11 protein-coding genes are annotated in these 21,507 nt (G+C 37.4%); 10 read left to right on the forward strand and 1 reads right to left on the reverse strand.

Translation table 11 applies throughout. The annotated features are described in order from the left end of the window. Positions 1-48: 48 nt before the first annotated feature. Both FRZ67_RS21085 and FRZ67_RS21090 read left to right on the forward strand, forming a co-directional pair. On the forward strand, positions 49-6,342 hold the full coding sequence (locus FRZ67_RS21085) for an alpha-2-macroglobulin family protein (protein WP_147192547.1): 6,294 nt from the start codon (positions 49-51) through the stop codon (positions 6,340-6,342). A gap of 160 nt (positions 6,343-6,502) precedes the next feature. Further along, positions 6,503-7,564, forward strand: coding sequence for an NAD(P)/FAD-dependent oxidoreductase (locus FRZ67_RS21090; protein WP_147192548.1), 1,062 nt, complete (start codon positions 6,503-6,505; stop codon positions 7,562-7,564). A gap of 178 nt (positions 7,565-7,742) precedes the next feature. On the opposite strand, the gene FRZ67_RS21095 is transcribed toward FRZ67_RS21090, so the two are convergent. Beyond that, positions 7,743-9,686, reverse strand: coding sequence for a M4 family metallopeptidase (locus tag FRZ67_RS21095; RefSeq protein WP_147192549.1), 1,944 nt, complete (start codon positions 9,684-9,686; stop codon positions 7,743-7,745). Between the two features lie 542 nt (positions 9,687-10,228). Between FRZ67_RS21095 and FRZ67_RS21100 the strand changes: the two genes are divergently transcribed. The 8 genes from FRZ67_RS21100 (at position 10,229) to FRZ67_RS21135 (ending at position 21,481) form a co-directional block, all read left to right on the forward strand. Beyond that, positions 10,229-10,414, forward strand: coding sequence for a hypothetical protein (locus FRZ67_RS21100; RefSeq protein WP_147192550.1), 186 nt, complete (start codon positions 10,229-10,231; stop codon positions 10,412-10,414). 339 nt (positions 10,415-10,753) lie between these two features. After that, the gene (locus FRZ67_RS21105) at positions 10,754-11,380 is read left to right on the forward strand and encodes an ATP-binding cassette domain-containing protein (RefSeq protein WP_147192551.1); all 627 of its coding nucleotides are present in this window, start codon (positions 10,754-10,756) and stop codon (positions 11,378-11,380) included. A 322-nt stretch (positions 11,381-11,702) separates the two neighbouring features. Further along, complete coding sequence (locus FRZ67_RS21110) at positions 11,703-13,622, forward strand: SPFH domain-containing protein (RefSeq protein WP_147192552.1); 1,920 nt, start codon at positions 11,703-11,705, stop codon at positions 13,620-13,622. Positions 13,623-14,278: 656 nt separating this feature from the next. Beyond that, complete coding sequence (locus FRZ67_RS21115; protein ID WP_147192553.1) at positions 14,279-16,285, forward strand: choice-of-anchor X domain-containing protein; 2,007 nt, start codon at positions 14,279-14,281, stop codon at positions 16,283-16,285. Positions 16,286-16,605: 320 nt separating this feature from the next. Then, the gene (locus FRZ67_RS21120; protein WP_147192554.1) at positions 16,606-18,603 is read left to right on the forward strand and encodes a choice-of-anchor X domain-containing protein; all 1,998 of its coding nucleotides are present in this window, start codon (positions 16,606-16,608) and stop codon (positions 18,601-18,603) included. 374 nt (positions 18,604-18,977) lie between these two features. Next, positions 18,978-20,189: an ADP-forming succinate--CoA ligase subunit beta gene (gene sucC / locus FRZ67_RS21125; protein ID WP_147192555.1), complete on the forward strand. Its 1,212-nt coding sequence runs from the start codon at positions 18,978-18,980 to the stop codon at positions 20,187-20,189. Between the two features lie 299 nt (positions 20,190-20,488). After that, positions 20,489-21,148 (forward strand): hypothetical protein, encoded by a 660-nt coding sequence (locus FRZ67_RS21130; RefSeq protein ID WP_147192556.1) that lies wholly within the window; start codon positions 20,489-20,491, stop codon positions 21,146-21,148. Positions 21,149-21,292: 144 nt separating this feature from the next. Beyond that, positions 21,293-21,481 carry a hypothetical protein gene (locus FRZ67_RS21135; protein ID WP_147192557.1) on the forward strand — a complete coding sequence of 63 codons (189 nt, stop codon included), beginning with the start codon at positions 21,293-21,295 and terminating at the stop codon, positions 21,479-21,481. Positions 21,482-21,507 lie beyond the last annotated feature (26 nt).

Below are 21,507 nucleotides of genomic sequence, written 5' to 3' on the forward strand. Positions count from 1 at the left end.
TTTGCATCTGTACTATAATCGTTTAATTTGTAACATCAATAAGAATGTATGAAAAGATTACTGGCATTGTTCATTTTTATAATTGCAGCCATCATGTCAAATGCACAGAAAAAAGATAATGCTTATATAAAACAATGGCAGGAAATTGATACGCTTATACTTTCAAAAGACCTTCCAAAAACTGCGCTGAAAAAAGTTAAGTTGCTATACGCAGATGCAAAAGCTAAAGGAATAAAAGATCAGTTGATAAAAGCATTGCTGTACAGGATGAGTCTTGAAAATGATATAAACGAAGAAAACCCAAATGTAAATGATGCATTGCTGAAAGCAGAGATCAATGCCGCAAAAGATGAAGTGCAGAAAAGTATTTTATATGTATTGCTTGCTTATAACTATGAAAATTATTTTGATGAACATGCGTGGCAGTTCAGTGAAAGAAGTAAGACAATAAATTTTAAGAAGGAAGATGTAGCTACATGGAGCGCTGATGATTTTAACCGTGAGATCGGTGCTTTATATAATAAGGCATTGCAACCTGCCGCTGCTTTGCAAAGAACATCTCTGAAATTTTATAATGCTATTATTATAAAAGGCAACGCAGGCAATTTGCGACCAACTCTTTATGATCTTATTGCACATAAAGTGCTTGATCATTTTAAAAATGATAACAACTATATAACGCAACCGGATTATACATTTGAAATTAAAGAAGAAGCCGCTTTATCAACTGCTGACAATTTTATTCAGCATAGTTTTAAATCAGTTGATTCAACTTCTAACATACTGAAAGCTTTACAACTGTTTCAGCAGTTGATGCAGTTTCATAAAGCTGATAAAGATCCATCGGCATTGATCGATGTAAATATTGAACGAATAGAATGGGTGAATGAAAAAGCTGTTATTGACGAGAAAGAAGCATTGTATAAAACAGCATTAGAGGAGATAACCACAAAATATGCAAACAACAGTGTAGCTGCACAGGCCTGGTATTTGCTAGCAAAGATTTATGCAGATAAAGCAGGGACTTACAAACCTTTTGGCGATACTACCAACAGGTATGCTTATATAAAAACAAAAGAAATCATCAATGCAAGATTGAAACAGGATACTATTGCAAGTGAAGGCAGAAGTAATATGCTGCAGCTGCAAAACAGTATTAATACAATTGAATTACAAACACAGGTAGAAGGTATTAATATTCCCGGGCAGCCCTTTCGGATGCTGGTAAATTACCGGAATATTGAAACGATGCACATAAGAATTATCAATGCATCCGAACTCAAAAAAATAAAATTAGAAAGATGGGATGAAAGTTTCTGGAAAGAGCTTTCAAAGCTTTCATTCACAAAAAGCTATACGCAGTCATTACCAGCTACAAAAGATTACCAGCAACATGCAACTGAAGTAAAAATAGATGCATTGAAGCCTGGTGATTATGCTATCCTTGCTTGCAGCAGCAAAAACTTCGATCCTTCCAAAGACAAAATGATATTGCAGCGTTTTGATGTTTCCAATATTAGTTATATCAATAACGGTGATGATTATTTTGTCTTACACCGCGAAACAGGCGCAGCGCTTACAACTGCTGTTGTCAAATACAGTGTGGAAACATACGATAATAAGAAAGGAGATTACATAGCGGGCAATTTCATAACTATTCCTGTTGATTCAAACGGTATGTTTCATTTACCTGTAACAAAGATCAGCAACCGGAGAAATACTATTCTTCATTTTACTTATGGAGATGATACGCTTGAAACAAGGAGCAATGATTATTACAGGCCTTATAATAATGTGCAGGAAGAAGACACAACAGATTTTGAACGCAGAAATACAAAAATATTTTTCTTTACAGACAGAAGTATTTATCGTCCCGGTCAAATTATTTTCTTTAAAGGTATTGCGGTAACAAAAGATAAGATCAGCAATCGCCCAAAAATACTTTCAACTAAAGCAGCGATCGATATTTTATTAAAAGATGTAAATAATAAGCAGGTAGATTCAATTGAAGTAAACCTGAATGAATATGGCTCATTTACGGGTAAGTTTAAGATACCTCAGAATACACTTACCGGTAATTTTTCCATTGTTGCAGAAACATTGCAAGGGTTTGCAGGCATTAGTGTAGAAGAATACAAACGTCCAAAATTTTATGTTGAGTTTGATACGCTAAAATCAGCATACAAATTAAATGATACCATAATTATAACAGGCTATGCCAAATCTTATGCAGGTAATGTAATGGATAATGCTACGGTAAAATTCAATGTACAGCGCAATACAAGATTTTTATATCCATGGATGTTTTGGAAGATTAGTTGGCCAAGAGGTAATGCACAACAAATTGCAGATGGCATTATCAAAACAGATGCAACCGGAAAGTTTGAAATCAGTTTTATTGCAAAACCTGATAATAGTATTGATAAAGCAACAGAACCTGTTTTTGATTTTAGTATTGAAGCAGCAGTTACAGATATGAGCGGCGAAACAAGAGAAGGGAAGAGCAGTGTGTCTGTTGGTTATAAATCATTGCAATTATCTGTCGCAGTTCCTGCAACAGCAGAGCTCAATGAATTCAAAGAGATCGCTATAAGTGCAAAGAATCTTTCAGGACAAAATGTACCAACAGATGTAAACATCAGTATTGCGCCATTACAATCACCGGCAAAAATTTATAGAGAAAGATTATGGGATCAACCCGATCAATTCAGTTTAAGCAAAAATGAATTTGAAAAAGCTTTTCCTTATGACCTTTATGAAAATGAAAGCGATCACCGCAACTGGCAAAAGAAAGAAGTGCTTGTAAGTGAAACGCTTAACACAGAGGTTAATTCAAAATTCAAAATTCAAAATTTAAAACTTGGAGAAGGGTGGTACGTAATTGAAGCAACGGCAAAGGATAAAGAAGGCAATGCTGTTAAAGATGTACAATATATTCAGCTCTATAATAAAGATTCATCTGTATTGGCTTCCAAAGAAACAGCATGGAGCAATATTGTTGCAGCTTCTGTACAACCCGGGGAACAGGCAAAATTATTGATCGGTTCATCTTATGAAAATGTAAACCTTATTTTAAATACAGATTACAAATCAACGCCACAAAGCGATACCAGTTATTATGCATTCTATAAACTGAATAATCAAAAGCAACTCTATTCCTACAGCGTAAAAGAAGCAGACAGAAATGGTCTTGGCATCTGGTATGCATTTGTAAAGAACAACCGTTTCTATACGGGCGGCACTTCTATAGAAATTCCATACATCAATAAAGACCTGCAAATAGATTATAATACATACCGCAACAAAACAGAACCTGGTAGTGAAGAAAAATGGACAGTAACAGTTAAAGGAGATGATAAAGAAAAAGCAACAGCAGAACTATTAACTGCTATGTATGATGCATCGCTTGACCAGTTTAAACCGCATAGCTGGTACAAGCCGGATGTATGGTCTGTTGGATATAGTAATAATAATTGGAGTAGTAGAGAATCTTTTAAAATAAATAATTCTCAACCAAATTATTTGCCAAATAATATAGAAATTTTTTACACTACCTATAATAGATTAGCAATTCAAGGAGAAGATTTCTGGGGAGAAAATTATTTTTTGCAAGCGGGAAAAGTTAGAACTATTAATCAAGTTGGCTATGCAAATGATATTGTAGCTGCGCCAATGGCAATGAAATCAGTACCCGGTAGTGGAGATGTTATTAGAATTCGTGGTGCTGCTTCTATAGAAAGCAATGCAACTCCTTTATATATAATTGATGGTGTTCCAACGGAAAAAAATATTAATGAAATACCTCCAGATGATATTTTAAGTGTGACAGTTTTAAAGAATGAACAGGCGATTGCCTTATATGGTGCAAAAGCTTCAAATGGGGTAGTTATAATTACAACAAAATCTGGCTCTAAAAAAGATGAGCCACAAATCCAACCCCGGAAAAATTTCAACGAAACAGCCTTTTTCTTTCCGCAATTACATGCAGACACTGCAGGTAACTATACATTCAGCTTTACCATGCCGGAAGCATTAACGCAATGGAAATGGTTAAGCTTTGCGCATACAAAAGAACTGGCATTTGGACTACAGCAGCAAACCATTGTAACACAAAAAACATTGATGGTGCAACCCAACCTGCCGCGCTTTTTACGGGAAGGAGATAAGGTGGAATTAACCGCACGGATCAGCAATCTCAGCGACAGTGCATTAACAGGCACAGCCTCTTTGCAATTGTTTGATGCCATTACTAATCAACCTGTAGATGGTTTGTTCCAAAGTGTTTTTCCTGACCAATACTTTACTGCAGAAGCCAAACAAAGTACCGCAATCAAATTCCCGGTTACCATACCTTTCAATTACAACAAACCACTTACTATAAAAATAATAGCGAGTGCCAAGCCCCCTTCTCCCCAAGGAGAAGGGCGGGGGGATGAGGTTTCAGATGGCGAAGAAAACACCATTCCTGTTCTCACAAACCGCATGCTTGTGACAGAAACATTGCCTCTGTATATGCCCGGAGAAGGCTCTAAAGAATTCAAATTCAAAAAATTATTAAACAATACTTCACCCACACTTACCAACGAAAGTATTACAGTAGAGTATACACCGCAACCTGTTTGGTATGCAGTGCAGGCGTTGCCTTATGTAATGGAATATCCATACGAATGTGCAGAGCAAACATTCAATCGTTTTTATGCCAATGCACTGGCTGCATTTATTGTGGCCAAACATCCCGGCATAAAAGAAGTATTTGAAAAATGGAAAACAGATACAACAGCTTTGATCAGTAATCTTGAAAAGAACCAGGAATTAAAACAAATACTTTTAAATGAAACACCATGGGTGCTTGATGCTGCGAATGAAACACAACAAAGAAAAAATATTGCTTTGTTATTTGATGTGGTTAATATGAGCAGCAGTATGGATAAAGCTTTACAGGAATTGCAACAAATGCAAATGGATAACGGCGCATTCCCCTGGTTCAAAGGAGGCTATGCTGACAGGTATATTACGCAATACATTTTAACGGGTATTGGCAGGTTGAAAAAACTGGGTGCCTTAAATACAGGCAATACACTGTTGCAGGAAATTGAAACAAAAGCTTTGCAATACCCGGACCTTGAGATTGCGAAAGATAAAACAAACATCAAAGAAAAAGATCTTAAAAATGATAACCTTGGCAGCACGCAGATCCAGTATTTATACATGCGCAGCTTCTTTAACGATAATAAAATAAACGATGCTGCTAAACCTGCACAAAAATATTATCAGCAACAAGCTGAACAATATTGGAACAAGCAAAGCAATTATTTAAAAGCAATGATCGCTGCAGCTTTATACAGAAGTAATGAACAAACTTTTGCAGATAAGAATATCATTCCATCTATTCTTGAAAATGCAGTTGTTGATTCCACAAAAGGCATGTACTGGAAAAATAATCCATGGGGTTACTACTGGTACCAAAGCCCGATAGAACAACAGGCATTAATGATAGAACTTATGCATGAAATGCTAAAGGAGAAAGATAACGAAGCAATAAGTACGAATATTAAAAACATGCAAACATGGCTGTTGCTTAACAAACAAACCAATAACTGGAAAACCACCAAAGCCACTGCTGATGCATGTTATGCGTTATTGCTGGCAGGCAGTGGCTTGCAGGAACAGCCACTTGCTGTATCGGTAAACCTGGGTGATTATTCTATCAACTCTGTTGAAAAAGAACAACAGTCAGGCACAGGTTATTTTAAAGAGCGCATCAACGGTGCTGATGTAAAACCAGAGATGGGTAATATATATGTTGGGATTTCAAATCCTTTAGCTAAAAGTGCAACAAACCCTCCGTCCTGGGGTGCTGTGTACTGGCAATATTTTGAAGACCTTGATAAAATCACTTCGGCAGAAACGCCATTGAATTTGCATAAGAAATTATTCATCGAGAAAAATTCATCAACAGGAAAAATATTACAACCAGTGAATGATAATGATGAATTGCATGTTGGCGATAAAGTAGTAATGCAAATAATTTTGAAAAGCGATAGAGATATGGAATACCTGCACCTGAAAGATATGCGTGCTGCTTCCATGGAGCCAGCGAATGTATTAAGTGGTTACAAATGGCAGGATGGACTTGGTTATTACGAGTCCACAAAAGATGCTTCAACTGATTTTTTTATCAGTTATTTGCCCAAAGGAACGTATGTGTTTGAGTATCCCGCATACATTACACATACCGGAAATTTTTCTGTTGGGGTAGCCAATATTCAATGCATGTATGCGCCGGAATTCAATGCACGCAGTGAAGGAATCAGGATCAACGTAGAGAATGCAGGGCAGTAAATCTTGTATTATTTTTATGAACCGGACTATATTACTGCTATCGCGCTTCCGTTGCGTTGCACACTTGTGCAGTTGAATCATGCATGAGCTAAGCCTCGCGGCTTGAGCTAAAAAATAATAAGCTGTAGAAACAACCATTTATTTCCTTTACTTGCATTATATGAAAGTTGATTACTTAATAATAGGCCAGGGTATCTGCGGTACATTCCTCAGTTATTATTTAAAGCAGCAAGACAAAACTGTTTTGGTTATTGATGAACTACAACCATTCTCGTCAACAAAAGTTGCCAGTGGTGTTATTAATCCTGTAACTGGCAGACGTGTAGTAACCACGTGGATGATAGAAACATTATTGCCATTTGCATGGGAATCTTACAGCAGCATTGGAAAAGAATTGAACGAAACAATTATTGAACAAAAGAACACCATCAGCTTTGCGCCGTCTTACCAAATGAAAGAAACCTATGAAAAGCGCATGAGTGAAAAAGATTCTTATATCAACAGTGCAGGGGATAATCAGCAATATAAAACATTCTTCAATTATTTATTTGGATGTTACAGCATCGAGCCAACTTATCTTATTAACCTGCACCCATTATTAAAAGGTTGGCGTAAAAAATTGTTTGATAGCGATGGTTTATTGGAAGAGAGTTTCGATATTTCAATGCTAGGTGTACATGAAGATCATGTAACCTATAAAAATATTACTGCTCAAAAAGTTATCTTTTGTAATGGCATCAGCACATTTGAATATACTTATTGGCAAAATCTTCCTTACGTATACAATAAAGGGCAAGCTTTAATTGCAGATATTCCCGGTTTACCACAAACAAATATTTACAAATATGGTGCATTGTCTGCTGTACCATGGTATGATGGATTATGGTGGGTGGGAAGTAGTTATGAAAATGAATTTGAGACAACAGAGCCAACGGCAGTATTCAGAGAAGGAATGATCAAAGAATTGAATAGCATACTTAATATTCCATTCACTATAATTGATCAAGTTGCATCATTGCGGCCTGCTACACTGGAACGCAGGCCATTTGTGGGTTTGCATCCACAGCATAACAGCATAGGCATCTTCAATGGCATGGGAACAAAAGGTTGTTCGCTGGCTCCTTATTTTGCAAAGCAATTTGCAGATCATCTTACACATAACCAACCACTGGACGCACTTGCTGACATAAAACGGTTCAACAGGATTCTTATGGAAAAATAGAAACTGCAAGCCCTGCGCAAATAAATATTAAGTTTAAAAACTTCTACAATTGTTGCTCATTGTTCAGAACGTACAAGTGAGTGACACAACAGGCGATGCTACTAAGAGCTGAAGCCAAGTACATAAAAACATAGGGCCGCCTGGAAAGGCAGCCCGAGTTATCAAAAGAAAAACCGAATCAATGTTTAACAGAGAATATCCCTGAATGCACATTATCAACCTTTAAAACATATGTGCCATCCACTAAGGAAGGCAGATTGATCTGTAACCGGTTGTTTCCTTGCACTGTCTTTATATATCTATCGTAAATTAATTTTCCGCTGATGTCGTAAATAGCCGCGTTCCTTGTTCCCGGTTTGTTATCGGTAAATTCTATGATAAGATAATTTTGTGTTGGATTGGGATAGAGTTTCTTTACTTTAACCTCTTCTGCAATACCAGCATTTACATGCGGTACATTTGTTGCATACACAATACCTGTTACATTCTCCGTCACGCCTACAGCGTCCCATGCTTTTATGGTTTGCGATACTTCATTTGAGCCTTTACCAAAAAGATCTTCAGCCGATTTTATAGAATAAATCCTTGCATCTTTATAAACAGAAGTTGGAACAAGGTAAGTAACCAATGTGCGATATGCAATTGCCTGTGCTTTCTGCATACCGATACCTGTAACTTTAAAAGAGAATGCTTTATCATTTGTGCCATTACCACCATTCGATAAAAGATAAAACCAATAATTAAGTACACCGCTGTTAGTATGTACACCACCATTATCATTGTTGCCTGTATACCAGTAAATGCCTTTGTAAGTGTCTGGTTGATTGTAAGCATTTGGATTGCTCATAGAACGTAGTGTATAAAAATCGCTTCCTATAAGCCAGTCTTTTTTTACTGGCCTTGCAAACCATTCTATGGCAGTGCCAAAAATATCGCTGAAGCCTTCATTGAGCGCACCGGATTCTTTGCCATAATTAAGATCTGCGGTATATGAAGTAAGACCATGTGTTATTTCGTGCCCGCATATATCGAGAGCTGTGAGAGGTTTATTACCATAAAAAGCATTTCCATCACCGTAAGTCATTACACTGCCATCCCAAAAGGCGTTGAAGTAATTTTTGTTGTAATGTACATAGCTCTTCAATGCGAAACCTTTATTGTCGATACTGTTGCGTTTAAAATTTTGCAGGTAAAAATCATAGGTTTTCTCGGCGCCCCAGTGTGCATCTGTTGCATATTGGTCTTTTACAGCATTTACATTATTCCAGTTATTGTCTGCATCAGTAAAATCTACTGCGGTTGTATAAACAGTTCTATTCTGCAGGTTCAGTGTAATGATGCCATTACCTCTTGTAGTTTCTTTGAGTGAGTATACACGATTGTTTAATGTTGTTTTTACGGTTTGTATACCGTTATAAACTGTGCTGGCTTTTCCTTCCGTGTCAATCGTTTCGATTAATTCTTTTGTGCTAAGAACCGCACCGGTTTGTGCATCTATATATATTAGCTGCCTGCTCAGCGGCTCTTTTGCGTAAATATCAAATTTATATGCAAGATGTAATGCCGTTGCATCATCTTCAGATGCATAATAAACCAATTTTGCTTTTGGGTACAATGTTATTGACTCATCTTCAGTTGTTGCTTTTGCAGGTGTATTTTCTTCGTTGTCTTCCCATTTATAATGCTGTGCATTTACTTTCTTTAGAGCAATTTTTAATGCATCTGCTTCTGCAATGCCTGGTATGCGGATGGAATTCAAAGGAATATTTTTTATCCACCTGCCATTTTCAGATAATACCTTTCCTGTTTTTATATGTAGTATATAAATGGCATTTTCTATAGGAATGCCATTGAGGATTTGCTGGTAACGATAATGTTCAAAGCCAAGATCATCTGTGTCAGCATTCAAAAGAATCGTATTAGCGGAAACACTTGATTTAAGATCATTATTATTAACTATTACAACATTTCCTTTTTTGAAAACCGGTGCATTGGTGGAAGAGAATTCAATAAGTGAGGGATGTAAACCTTTATCGCCGGCTTCCAGCCTGGTTACTTTTTGCGCTTGTGTAAAAAGGCCGCAACAGAAAATATATATGGCTGCCCCAAGCAGTCTCTTCATGGATATTGGTTTTGAAAAGGATTTCAGATTGCGCTTAACATTCTGATTTGTTCAAGTAAGAACGCAATATTAATTGATTGATTTCGAGCGCCTCTACATTTAATTGGCTTTTAAGGTAAGCAGATTGTAAAAAACATTGCTCATTTTGGTTTATAAAGCGATATTGTAATTCGCAACAACGTTTAAAATATTATAACGCCACTCCTCCGGCTCGTTTGCCTTTCCGCAAATCTTAAGATACCATTTGTAATACATACTTTACCATTTGTGAAACCGCAAGTCCCGCTGCTCCCACATATCCTTTATTTGAAATGCCAACCTCATATATCTTTACGCCATCAAACCAAAAAGGAGCCAGTCTCCAACGTAAAGATGAACAACAAATTTCTGGAACAGTTATTTACCCTTGTCAGATTAAGGGAAAATCCACCCGGGAATATCTCCAGCCTGTAAAGCTTCTCAAACAGTAAAGATTCTAACCGCGTAATTGCAGGTCTAAATGATCTGCACTCTGCAAAAAACAATTCACAAGCATTTCAAACATGAAACCAATCATATTGGTAATTGTGGGTGCAGCAATGCTAATGCCCATGATGCGCCATCATAATATACATTACTCAAAGGAACTGCGTAAAAGTCGTACCAGACGTGTGCAGCAAATTGAGCTGAAACAAGATACAGAAACTGATGTGCATACGTCAGATTTCTGGATAGACCGCCTGCCATAAAACTTCCCCTAACAAGTCCGGATAGAGTAATGCACGAAAGTGTAATCGGCGGAGCTATGTGATGTAAAGAAATAATTGTTAGCCGCACTATTGAATAAACATTAAACATCGTTGCGTCGCACTCTTGTACTGCAAGGATTTAATTGAGCAATAAAACTGCAGAGACGCGAAGTCGGAGAGATAAAACAAACACTCTGCGTCTCTCGGTCTCTGCGTTAAAAAATAAAACATGAAAAAATAATTCAGCCATTCGCAAATGTTAGTATACAAACACTTGGAATTATGATGGCAGTGACATTGGTTATTCCCACATAGTAAATTAAAACAGGAGATTGCATCATGACAACATGTATTAAAAAAGACACATTATTAAAAGCAGAGAATATCAATCTCTCTTATGATGATAAAATTATTTTAAGAGACATCAACTTTTGTATCAAAGACATTGTACGTCCGGATGTAAAACAAGGAGAGGTTGTTTCTCTGATTGGAAGAAGCGGTATTGGAAAAACACAATTGTTTAAAATACTTTCTGGTCTGCAAAAGCCAACATCGGGCACTGTGAAATTACATAACAACGAAACAGTAAAAGCTGGTGTCATGGGCGTGATATTCCAGAACTATTATTTGTTTGAATGGAGAACAGTATATCAATCATTATTACTTGCATCAAAACAAAATACTGCATTAAAAGGAAGAGAAAAGGAAACCATAGAGCAATATGCTGCAGACTTTAATTTAAAAGATGAGTTAAAAAAATACCCGCGGCAATTATCTGGTGGACAAAGACAAAGAGCAAGCATTATTCAACAGTTACTGAAAGGTTCAGATTTCTTATTACTTGATGAGTCATTCTCTGGTCTCGATGTTTGTATGTGGGATAAAGTAACAGACCTGTTATTACAGGTTTCCATTTCAGATGAATTTAAGACACTCATCATTGTTTCTCATGATATTGCAACATAAGTAGCTATTTCTGATACGGTACTAATCATGGGAAATGAAAATGGTAAACCTGGTGCAACGATCAAAAAATAAATTGATCTTATCGAGAGGAATTTAGCATGGAAACAGAATATAAAAAAGGAGAAGGCTTTTACAGAAACAGTAGAAGAAATTAAAGATTGCTTATAAAAAATGAAATCTATATTTTGGATTATCAAGAACCAGATTTTTGCCGGGCAATGAAAAGAAAGTACAAGAGTGCGACGCAACGATATTTAATGTTTATTCAAATGCCCGGTTCAAAAAAATAAAAAACATTCTTAAAAAACTTAAAACAACAATTATGAACGCTTACGATTTTATTACAGGTTACTGGTGGGTACTGGTGATCGTTTTATCACTACTATTTTACAAATTTATATTGCGTGTTTTCTTTGGTATGGTGATGGTGCCTGAAAACAAAATTGGTCTTGTTACAAAAAAATTCGTGCTTGTTGGTGCTAACCGTGAGTTGCCTGACGGTCGCATCATTGCAACAAAAGGTGAAGCAGGCTTCCAGGCTAAAACCCTTGCTCCTGGATTGTATTGGGGTATGTGGCCATGGCAGTTTGGAGTAGACATGATCGCTTTCACTGTTATTCCGGAAGGCAAGATTGGATTGGTGTTGAGTAAGGACGGTGCTGAAATTCCAACGGGTAGAATTCTTGCCCGTAAAGTTGACAGCGATAATTTCCAGGATGCTCAAAAGTTCCTGGACAATGGTGGCCAGCGTGGCCGGCAAACGGCATACATCACTGCAGGTTCTTATCGTATCAATAGTTTTTTATTTGATGTAACAATTGCAGACCAGGTTATCATTAATGAAAATATGGTGGGCATCATTACTTCCCTGGATGGTCAACCAATTCCACAAGGGCAGATCGCCGGTAGTAATGTTGAAGGCCATAACAACTTCCAGGATATTGATACTTTCATGAATAATGGTGGTTGCCGTGGATTACAGCCGCAGGTAATATTAGCAGGTAGTTATTATATCAATCCATGGGCAGTACAGATAGAAGAGAACCCGATGACTGATGTGCCTATTGGTCATGTTGGAGTCGTGATTAGTTATATTGGTGAAGACGGTAAAGACCTTACCGGCGAAAGTTTTAAACACGGTAACATTGTAAGTAAAGGTTTTCGCGGAGTTTGGATGGAGCCACTGGGACCCGGTAAATATCCGATCAACAAATACACGATGAAGGTGGAATTGGTGCCAACAACAAACCTTGTATTAAATTGGGCAAATGCAAGAAGCGAAGCACATATGCTTGACAAAAACTTGTCTACCATTACCGTGCGCAGTAAAGATGGTTTCCCTTTCAATCTTGATGTGGCGCAGATCATTCATATTCCTGCAACTGAAGCTCCAAAAGTTATTGCCCGTTTTGGTAGTATGGGCAATCTTGTATCACAAGTGCTAGAACCAACCATTGGTAACTATTTCAGAAATTCTGCACAGGATAGTGATGTGATCAGTTTCTTAAGTACCCGTAAAGAAAGACAGAGTTCTGCAAAAGAACATATTAAAGCGGTACTCGATGATTACAATGTAAATGCAGTTGATACTTTGATCGGTGACATCGTTCCACCTGAAGCATTGATGAAAACGCTGACTGACAGAAAAATCGCACAGGAAGAAGAAAAAACTTATGAGACACAGCGCATGGCACAGGAAAAGCGCCAGGGTAAAGAAAAGGAAACAGCCATTGCTGAAATGCAGAAAGAAATTGTAAAGGCACAACAAAGTGTAGAAATTTCTCAGCGCACTGCAGATGCAACGGTAAAAAAAGCAGAAGGTGATGCAACAAGTTTAAAACTTCAGGTTGATGCAGAAGCAACCGCAACAAAGATGCGGGCAAATGCAGAAGCAGAAGCTACAAAAATGAGAGCCGCTGCACAGGCAGAAGCCACAAAACTCAATGCCAGTGCTGATGCAGAGCGAATCAGTAAAACCGGCTTGGCAGAAGCAGAAAAAATTATGGCTGTCGGTAAATCAACTGCAGAAGCTTATGAGTTGCAGGTGAAAGCAATGGGTGGGGATAACTTTACCAAATACAAGATCACTGAAGAAATTGGCAAAGGCAACATAAAAATTATTCCTGATCTTATTGTTAGTGGCGGCAACGGCAGCGATGGAAGTTTGAGTGGTTTAATGGGCTTGCAATTACTGCAAATGATACAGGAAAAGAAAGCAAACAAAGAAGAGAGTAAAAATTAATTAGTTACGCATTTGATAAAAGGTCGCTCAAAATTTTGAGCGACCTTTTTTATTTATGACGCCAGCGACAGCATATATATTATACATCCGTTGCGTCGCACACGTAGACTTTCTTTTCTTTATTCAGCAACGAGCAAAGCGTTGAAGTGTGCGACGCAAGGATGTTCAATTGAAATACTACAGCTTGCAACATAAAATATTTAAAATGTATAAATGATGATAATCAAATAACGTAATGATCACTATCAGTGTTTACAGTTTTTGTTACAAGTAGATTTGTTTTTTAAAGGTGGCGATAAACATAGTTACAACATCAGAACTTCAGCGTTATTTATAATAGCACCAGTTATCATGCAACTATAAATAAAGAAATTCAGTGAGATCGTTGTAACTAATTTTTTAATAAGTGGCTTCATTTTTGAAATAATAGTAATGTGTGGAATTTATTGTGCTACCAAAGCTGAAATGCCCGGGTGATGAAACTGCTGTAGGAAAGTGCGACGCAATAAAGTTCAATAAATTTTTTAGCTGGGTAAGTAGTGAAATTTAGGTAAGCATTTTATCAAATATAATTTGATCCGTATATCTTCTGAAAAAGCAACCGCTATTTTTTGAAAAACCTACTTTTTTCAACTGTACTCAAACATAGAAACTTTATGAGAACTTCAAAGAAAATTTTGTACCTGAATCTTGCTGCTATTTTTATTTTCTTTTTTGTTTCCTGGACAAGAAATAGTAATTCACCCAACAGTGCCATCAGCCATGAAACTGTTTATGATTATTTTTTTTCACCTCCAACTGATGACCTGAATTCCTTTCAAGGTGATGATAATACTGATGAATTTGACTGGGCTTATAACACGACAAAGCCCAAAAAAGTACCACCTGCAGATGATGTGATGGTTCAAAGAATTCCTGGTGATAATAATCATTTACTTGTAATGGCAGTTTATAGTTATGCTGCTTATCATGAAAATTTTGTCACGATCAATTATGGTGGTGAAGACATTTCTTTACGCGATGATGGTAGTGGAGATGATAAAGTTGCAGGAGATGGTGTTTACACAACGAAAATTTTTACTGATGTAAAAGAATTCAGGAAACTGGCTATTGAAATGCTAAAAGAAACTATTAAAAATAAATGGCAACCTTTATTTGTTGACCGTGAATTCAAGGCAAGTACACTCTGCGATGTAAATCCTTTTAGCGAAACAAAGTTTGATAACAATGAACCTGTTTCAATTGTAAATCTTACAACTGCTGGTGAAACAGTACAGATTGGAAAGGTTAGACAAAACAGTATTTTTCTTACTGATGTTTCTGTAGTTGAAGATCCTGCCAGAACATGGAATTTTTGTACACAAACAGGTAATATAAATGGTGCGTGGACTTTTAAAACACTCATGAAAAACCTTGCGACCCAGATACCCTCGCAACCTGCATCAGATCAAGCTGTTTCAGATTTTGTAAAGAGCTGGCTGAATAGCTGGGCAAGACAGAAAATTATTAACAGTGATACAGTTCCGGCAAGAAAACTCGTGAATGAAAAAATCCTGAATCCGTGGCTAGACAAGAGTAAAGCCGCAGGTAATGTAGATGGATTTCTTGATATGCGTTTTGCTCCTTTTAAATTAACAGCAATTGTAAACCGTTTTGACCTGCGAGAGCGTGCAAGCGGAATACCTGCAGGAGAAGGAAGAATGATATTCTGCCTTATTAATTCAGATTGTTCAAAGGCAGAAGATTTTACACTAATTTTTGAATATGGTATCAACAAACCAGATGTGTGTGATTCTTTGCGTAACTGGGCTACACAATGGTATAATCTAAAAGATCTTACTTTAGGAAGCCCTGAATACTTGACGGCATTACAAAAAATAACAGACCAGTTTACGCTTTGCGGCACAAATCCTAATAAAACAAATCAAAGCTGCATTGATGCTGTAAGAACAAATGAAGTTGCTTTGGCATCTTCAGATGCAACACATCCACCAAGATGGGAGTTCAGGGAATTTGGATTAAACCCACATTCGCATGCATTGGTGCAAAAAACAGTTAGCCAGGCACCGGCAGATAAATACAATGTACAAATTGATAATACCGATGTTGAACGTATGGTAAAATTTATAAATGAAAATGATTCCCTTATTGATGTAGAAAATTATAATGTACCTGATGTTTATGATAGTTTTCCATTTCTTGCAGGTAAATCAACCATACTTGATACACCTATAGGCCTGCCAACAAAGCCCTATCATTGGGATGGTGTAGAGAATAATAAGACTGCCGCATTTATAAAATCAACAACAACGCGTCATGTCTTTTCTAGAAATGTTTGTAGCGGTTGTCATGCCGGAGAGGTACAAACTTTCTTCACACATGTAGATCCTGTCTTTTTTGGAACCCAGGCAACGCTTTCAGGTTTTCTAACAGGTAAGGCTGGTAGAGGAGGAGCTATTGATTCAGATGGAGATTCTACTAACGATGTATTCAAGGTAAAAGATGCAGCGAACCGCGGAACCACAACCCAAGACAGGTTTCATACTTTCAGCGATATCAAAAGACGAGCCATGGATTTAAAACAGGTGGCAACTACTGCATGTGCAACAGTATTCTCTTTGCGGAATAATCTGATGTTTCACCCGGTAGGCGCTGTTCATTAATATTTATAATATTATCAATTCAAACCGTTCATAAAGCGAACGGTTTTTTTATGCCGGTCTGTAAAATAAAAATTAGGCTTTTGTTGCGTCGCACACTTCGGCATCTTATTCGTTAATGAACAGTTCGAATACGAAAAGTAATTCTATAATTTAAAATAAAATACCACATATATATTATGAAATAAAAATTCGAAATCCCTTTTAAAATGTATTATATTGTAGTACTTTTATCGTATACACCAGCTTGATCCATACCTCCCTGATATACCGCTAATTTTTAACCGGAAAAACTTTTTCAACTTACCTCAAATAAAAAACTTATGGGACCTTCAAAACAAATCTTCACGCTAGCCATTTCTGCTGCTATTATTTTATTATCACTTTCCTGGAACAGAAACAACAAAAAAGACCAACAGCAAAATAATAGTTCTTCGTATGATGCATTTTTTTCGTCGAGGCGTGCTGCAGCAGATTTTTCGGATTTTGATGCCGGCATAACAAATGAATTTGATTGGGCATACAATTTAAGTAATCCTAAAAAAATACCACCTGCAGATGATGTAATGGTGCAACGCATACCCGGAGATAATTTTCATATACTCGTGATGGCGGTGTATGCAAATGCTTCGTTCAGGGAAAAATTTGTAACCATCAACAATGGGGGAGAAGATGTAGTCTTGAGAGACGATGGAACAGGTAATGATAAAGTTGCCGGTGATGGTGTATATACCGCTAAAATCTATACAGATGTAAAAGAATTCAGGAAGCAGGCCCTGAGCATGTTGAAAGAAACGATCAAAGATAATTGGGAGCCGCTTTTTGTTGACAGGGAATTTAATTACAGCAAAGCCTGCGATACAAATCCATTTAGTGAAATTAAATTTGATAACAATGAAGCCGTATCAATAAGTAATCTTACTGCGGCACCGGCTGGTAGCACTACTTTAGATAAGGTTAGAAATAACTGTATCTTTCTTACAGATCTTTCTGTAGTGGAAGACCCAACACGCACGTGGAATTGTTGTACACAAACGGGGAATGTGGATGGTCCCTGGACCTTTAAAACATTAATGAAAAACCTGGCAACACAGGATCCTTCTCAACCTGCTTCAGACCAAACCGTTTCGGATTTTGTAAAAGCCTGGTTGAATAGCTGGGCCGTACAAAAAATAATTAATGAAGATACTGTGCCTGCAAGAACATTGGTGAATGATAAAATTTTAAATCCTTGGCTTGCAAAAAGCCTTGCCGCAGGTAACCCGGAAGGTTTTCTTGATATGCGTTTTGCACCCTTTAAATTAACTGCAATTGTAAATCGGTTTGATCTTAGAGAAAGAGCTTCAGGTATTCCGGCGGGTGAAGGAAGGATGATCTTTTGCCTGATAAATGCTGATTGCACCACTGCTGAAAATTTCACTACCATCTTTGAATATGGCATTAATAAGAAAGATGTTTGTGATTCTTTGAAAAGCTGGGCAACACAATGGTTTAAACTAAAGGATCTTACATTAGGCTCTTCACAATATCTTTCGGCTTTGCAGGCTATCACAGACCAATTTACACTTTGCGGGTCTAATCCTAACCGGACGCATCAAAGCAGCATAGATGCGGTGCGTACCAATGAAGTTGCGCTTGCTGCCACAGATCCTCCCCGTTGGGAGTTCAGGGAATTTGGTTTAAATGGAAATGTGCATGCGCTTGTTCAAAAAACCGTGTCGCAAATACCTGCAGACAGGTATAATGCACAAATTGATAATGCTGATGTGGAACGCATGGTGAAATTTGTCAATGAAAATTCTGCAGGAATAGACAGTGACGCATATGAGGTACCAAATATTTATGATGGATTTGCCTTTCTCGGTGGTAAATCGACGATACTTGATACACCTGTGGGTTTGCCCACAAAACCTTACCATTGGGATGGCGTAAACAATAATAAATCAGTTGCATTTATATCCACCACTAAAACAAGGCATATATTTTCAAGAAATGCCTGTTCCGGTTGCCATGCCGGCGAAGTGCAAACATTCTTTACACATGTAGATCCTGTATTTTTTGGAACAGCAGCAACACTCTCAGGGTTTCTTACCGGAACGGCTGGCAGAGGCGGTGCAGTTGACGCAGATGGTAACCCGAGTAACGATGCTTTTAAAGTAAGAGATGCCGCCAACAGGGGTAATGGCACAGAGCGTTTTCATGTTTTTAATGATATAAAGCGAAGAGCAACAGATTTAAAACAGGTCGCCACTACTACCTGCACAACGGTATTTTCTTTAAGAAATGAATTAATGTTTCATCCTGTGGGTGCTGTTCATTAATAGAAGAGCTACAGAGAAAGATATTACAATAATGATTTGATGGTCTGTTGATTTGCTGGTATCAAAAAAACATTATGTTCTAAAAGCGTATTGAATTTTTTGGTACCAGCTTTGTTTTTTATGGCATCATCCCTTGCGTCGCACTCTTGTACTGAAGAGCATGAATCGACAGCATAACCTTTCTTATTCACGATTGACGAATAAAATTCCGAACGCACAAGGGAGTGACACAACCTGCGATGCCACATGTACTTCAGCCCGTATTCAAATAATATATCACAAACTGATACCTGTTCTTGTTTCTTCTTGCCTGAAACTTGGCTCTTGTAACTTGACTCTTTTCCTCCTATCTTCGCCATCAAATTTTTATACACATGAACCTACACGAATACCAGGCAAAAGAACTGCTGAAAAAATACAATGTGCCCGTTCAGGAAGGCATTGCGGTGGATAATGTTATGAGTGCCGAAGAGGCTTATCGCCAAATGAAAACACAAACAGGCAATAGCTTTGCCGTAGTGAAAGCGCAGATACATGCAGGTGGCCGTGGTAAAGGAAAGATTGTAGGCTCTGAACAACGTGGCGTGGCCGTGGGCAAAAGCCTGGAAGATATTGATACCATTGCAAAGAATATTTTGGGACATACACTGGTTACTATTCAAACAGGACCTGCAGGAAAAAAAGTAAATAAGATATTAATCGCACAGGATGTTTATTATCCCGGTCCAAATCCTGTAAAAGAATTTTACCTGTCTATATTATTGGATCGTGCAAAAGGTCAGAATGTAGTTATGTACAGCACCGAAGGTGGTATGAACATTGAAGATGTGGCGCATGATACCCCCGAGAAAATATTTAAAGAATGGGTTCACCCCGGCGGTGGGTTGCAGGGTTTCCAGGCAAGAAAGATTGCATTCAATCTGGGGCTTACCGGTGAAGCATTTAAAAACTGTGTAAAGTTTGTGACCAATCTTTATAACGCATATGTTGGTTTGGATTGCAGCATGCTCGAAATAAATCCTTTGTTCAAAACAAGTGATGAAAAGATAATAGCAGTCGATTGTAAAATGAACCTTGATGAGAATGCATTAATGCGTCATCCCGATCTTGCTGCTATGCGTGATGTAACAGAAGAAGATCCAACAGAAGTAGAAGCTGGTCAATACAATCTGAATTTTGTAAAACTGGATGGCAATGTGGGTTGCATGGTAAATGGTGCGGGTCTTGCAATGGCAACTATGGATATGATCAAACTAAGTGGTGGCGAGCCTGCCAACTTTCTTGATGTAGGCGGTAGTGCGAATGCACAAACAGTGGAAGCTGGTTTTCGCATCATCATGAAAGACCCGAATGTAAAAGCAATTCTTATAAATATTTTCGGCGGCATTGTGCGTTGCGACCGTGTTGCAGCAGGTGTTATTGAAGCATACAACAAACTTGGCAATATCAATATTCCAATCATTGTTCGCTTGCAGGGCACCAACGCAGAAGAGGCTAAGAAGCTGATTGATGAAAGTGGTTTAAAAGTGCAAAGTGCAATACTGTTAAGCGAGGCAGCAGATCTTGTAAAAAAGGCAGTGGCATAAAAGAAAAGAAACTATTATTCCAATTATTTATAAACGCTCACACGAAAACATGTTGAGCGTTTTTTATGAACCATGCTGAAGAATAAACAGGAAGCTTTTGTAGCGTCGCACACTTGTATTATTGGAAGAAAAGCAACAAGGGTAACAATCCAGGATATGTCATTTCAATTTAACAACCGAAACAATATTTAATAACTATAAAGGACTTCTCAGGAAGTAGCAGTATTATGAAAATATTTAACTATTTCATTTCTATATATTAGTTTTATTAATAGACCTTCAGAGTAAAATATTTTTGTATGAAGCATGCACTACAAAATATCTCTTTACCTCTTACCGTATTTATTTTGTTGGTATCCTGTAATAGTAATAACACTAATGCAAAAAATAATATCGGAATTAATAACACTGAGTCGCTAAAGCCTTCAGCACCTTATCATCTTGATATTCCAACAGGGTGGACGACTGAGCAAATGCTTTTTCCGATTGACTTTGCACCACAAATAACATATACAGGAATAGAAGACCTTCGCTTTACCCATGGATGGGGAGATGTAGCCAGCGATGAACATTGGACATATGCTTTTCTATGGTGGCTTGACGGGAAGCCTTTAATCGATGCAAATATTTTACAGGAAAACCTTAATGCATATTATTCCGGTCTTGTAAAAAGAAATATTATCCAAAGAACTATTCCGGCTTTCAAGGTTGTGCCAACAATAGCAACAATTACAAAAGCGCCAACAATGCAAGGCGATACGGCAACATACAGCGGTACAATAAAAATGCTCGATTATATAGCACAAGTACCTATTATTTTAAATTGTTTGGTGCATATAAAAAATTGTACAACAAAAAATAATACTGCAGTTTTCTTTGAAATATCTCCCAAGCCTCATGAGCATGCAATATGGCAACAGCTGAATAAATTAAACGATGATATTAAATGCAGCGAATAATTATTCAATATTTAAAACTGCTTAATTCGTAGAAACAACACTACAGAAAATTCATAGCATCTTTTATTTTTTTTAAAATATAAATAACTTTACTTGCATAACGATAAACCGAAAATCCATTATTCCATTTAAAAATCCTGTAACATGGTACTTACCGATTACCTGTTTCAGCAATGCCTGCGGACACACAATCTAATAAACGGAAATGCTGCGAGGAGACTGACATTGCTTATTATAGATGAAAAGATAAAAGAGCTTGAACAGCAGCCTTACGATTTTACAAAACGCATTTCCGAATTAAAGAAAATGAAAGATAATATGGAGCCTGTATAAAGCCGGCCTTCATTTACTATAAGGAT

This window comes from Panacibacter ginsenosidivorans (assembly GCF_007971225.1).
GTDB classification, from domain to species: domain Bacteria; phylum Bacteroidota; class Bacteroidia; order Chitinophagales; family Chitinophagaceae; genus Panacibacter; species Panacibacter ginsenosidivorans.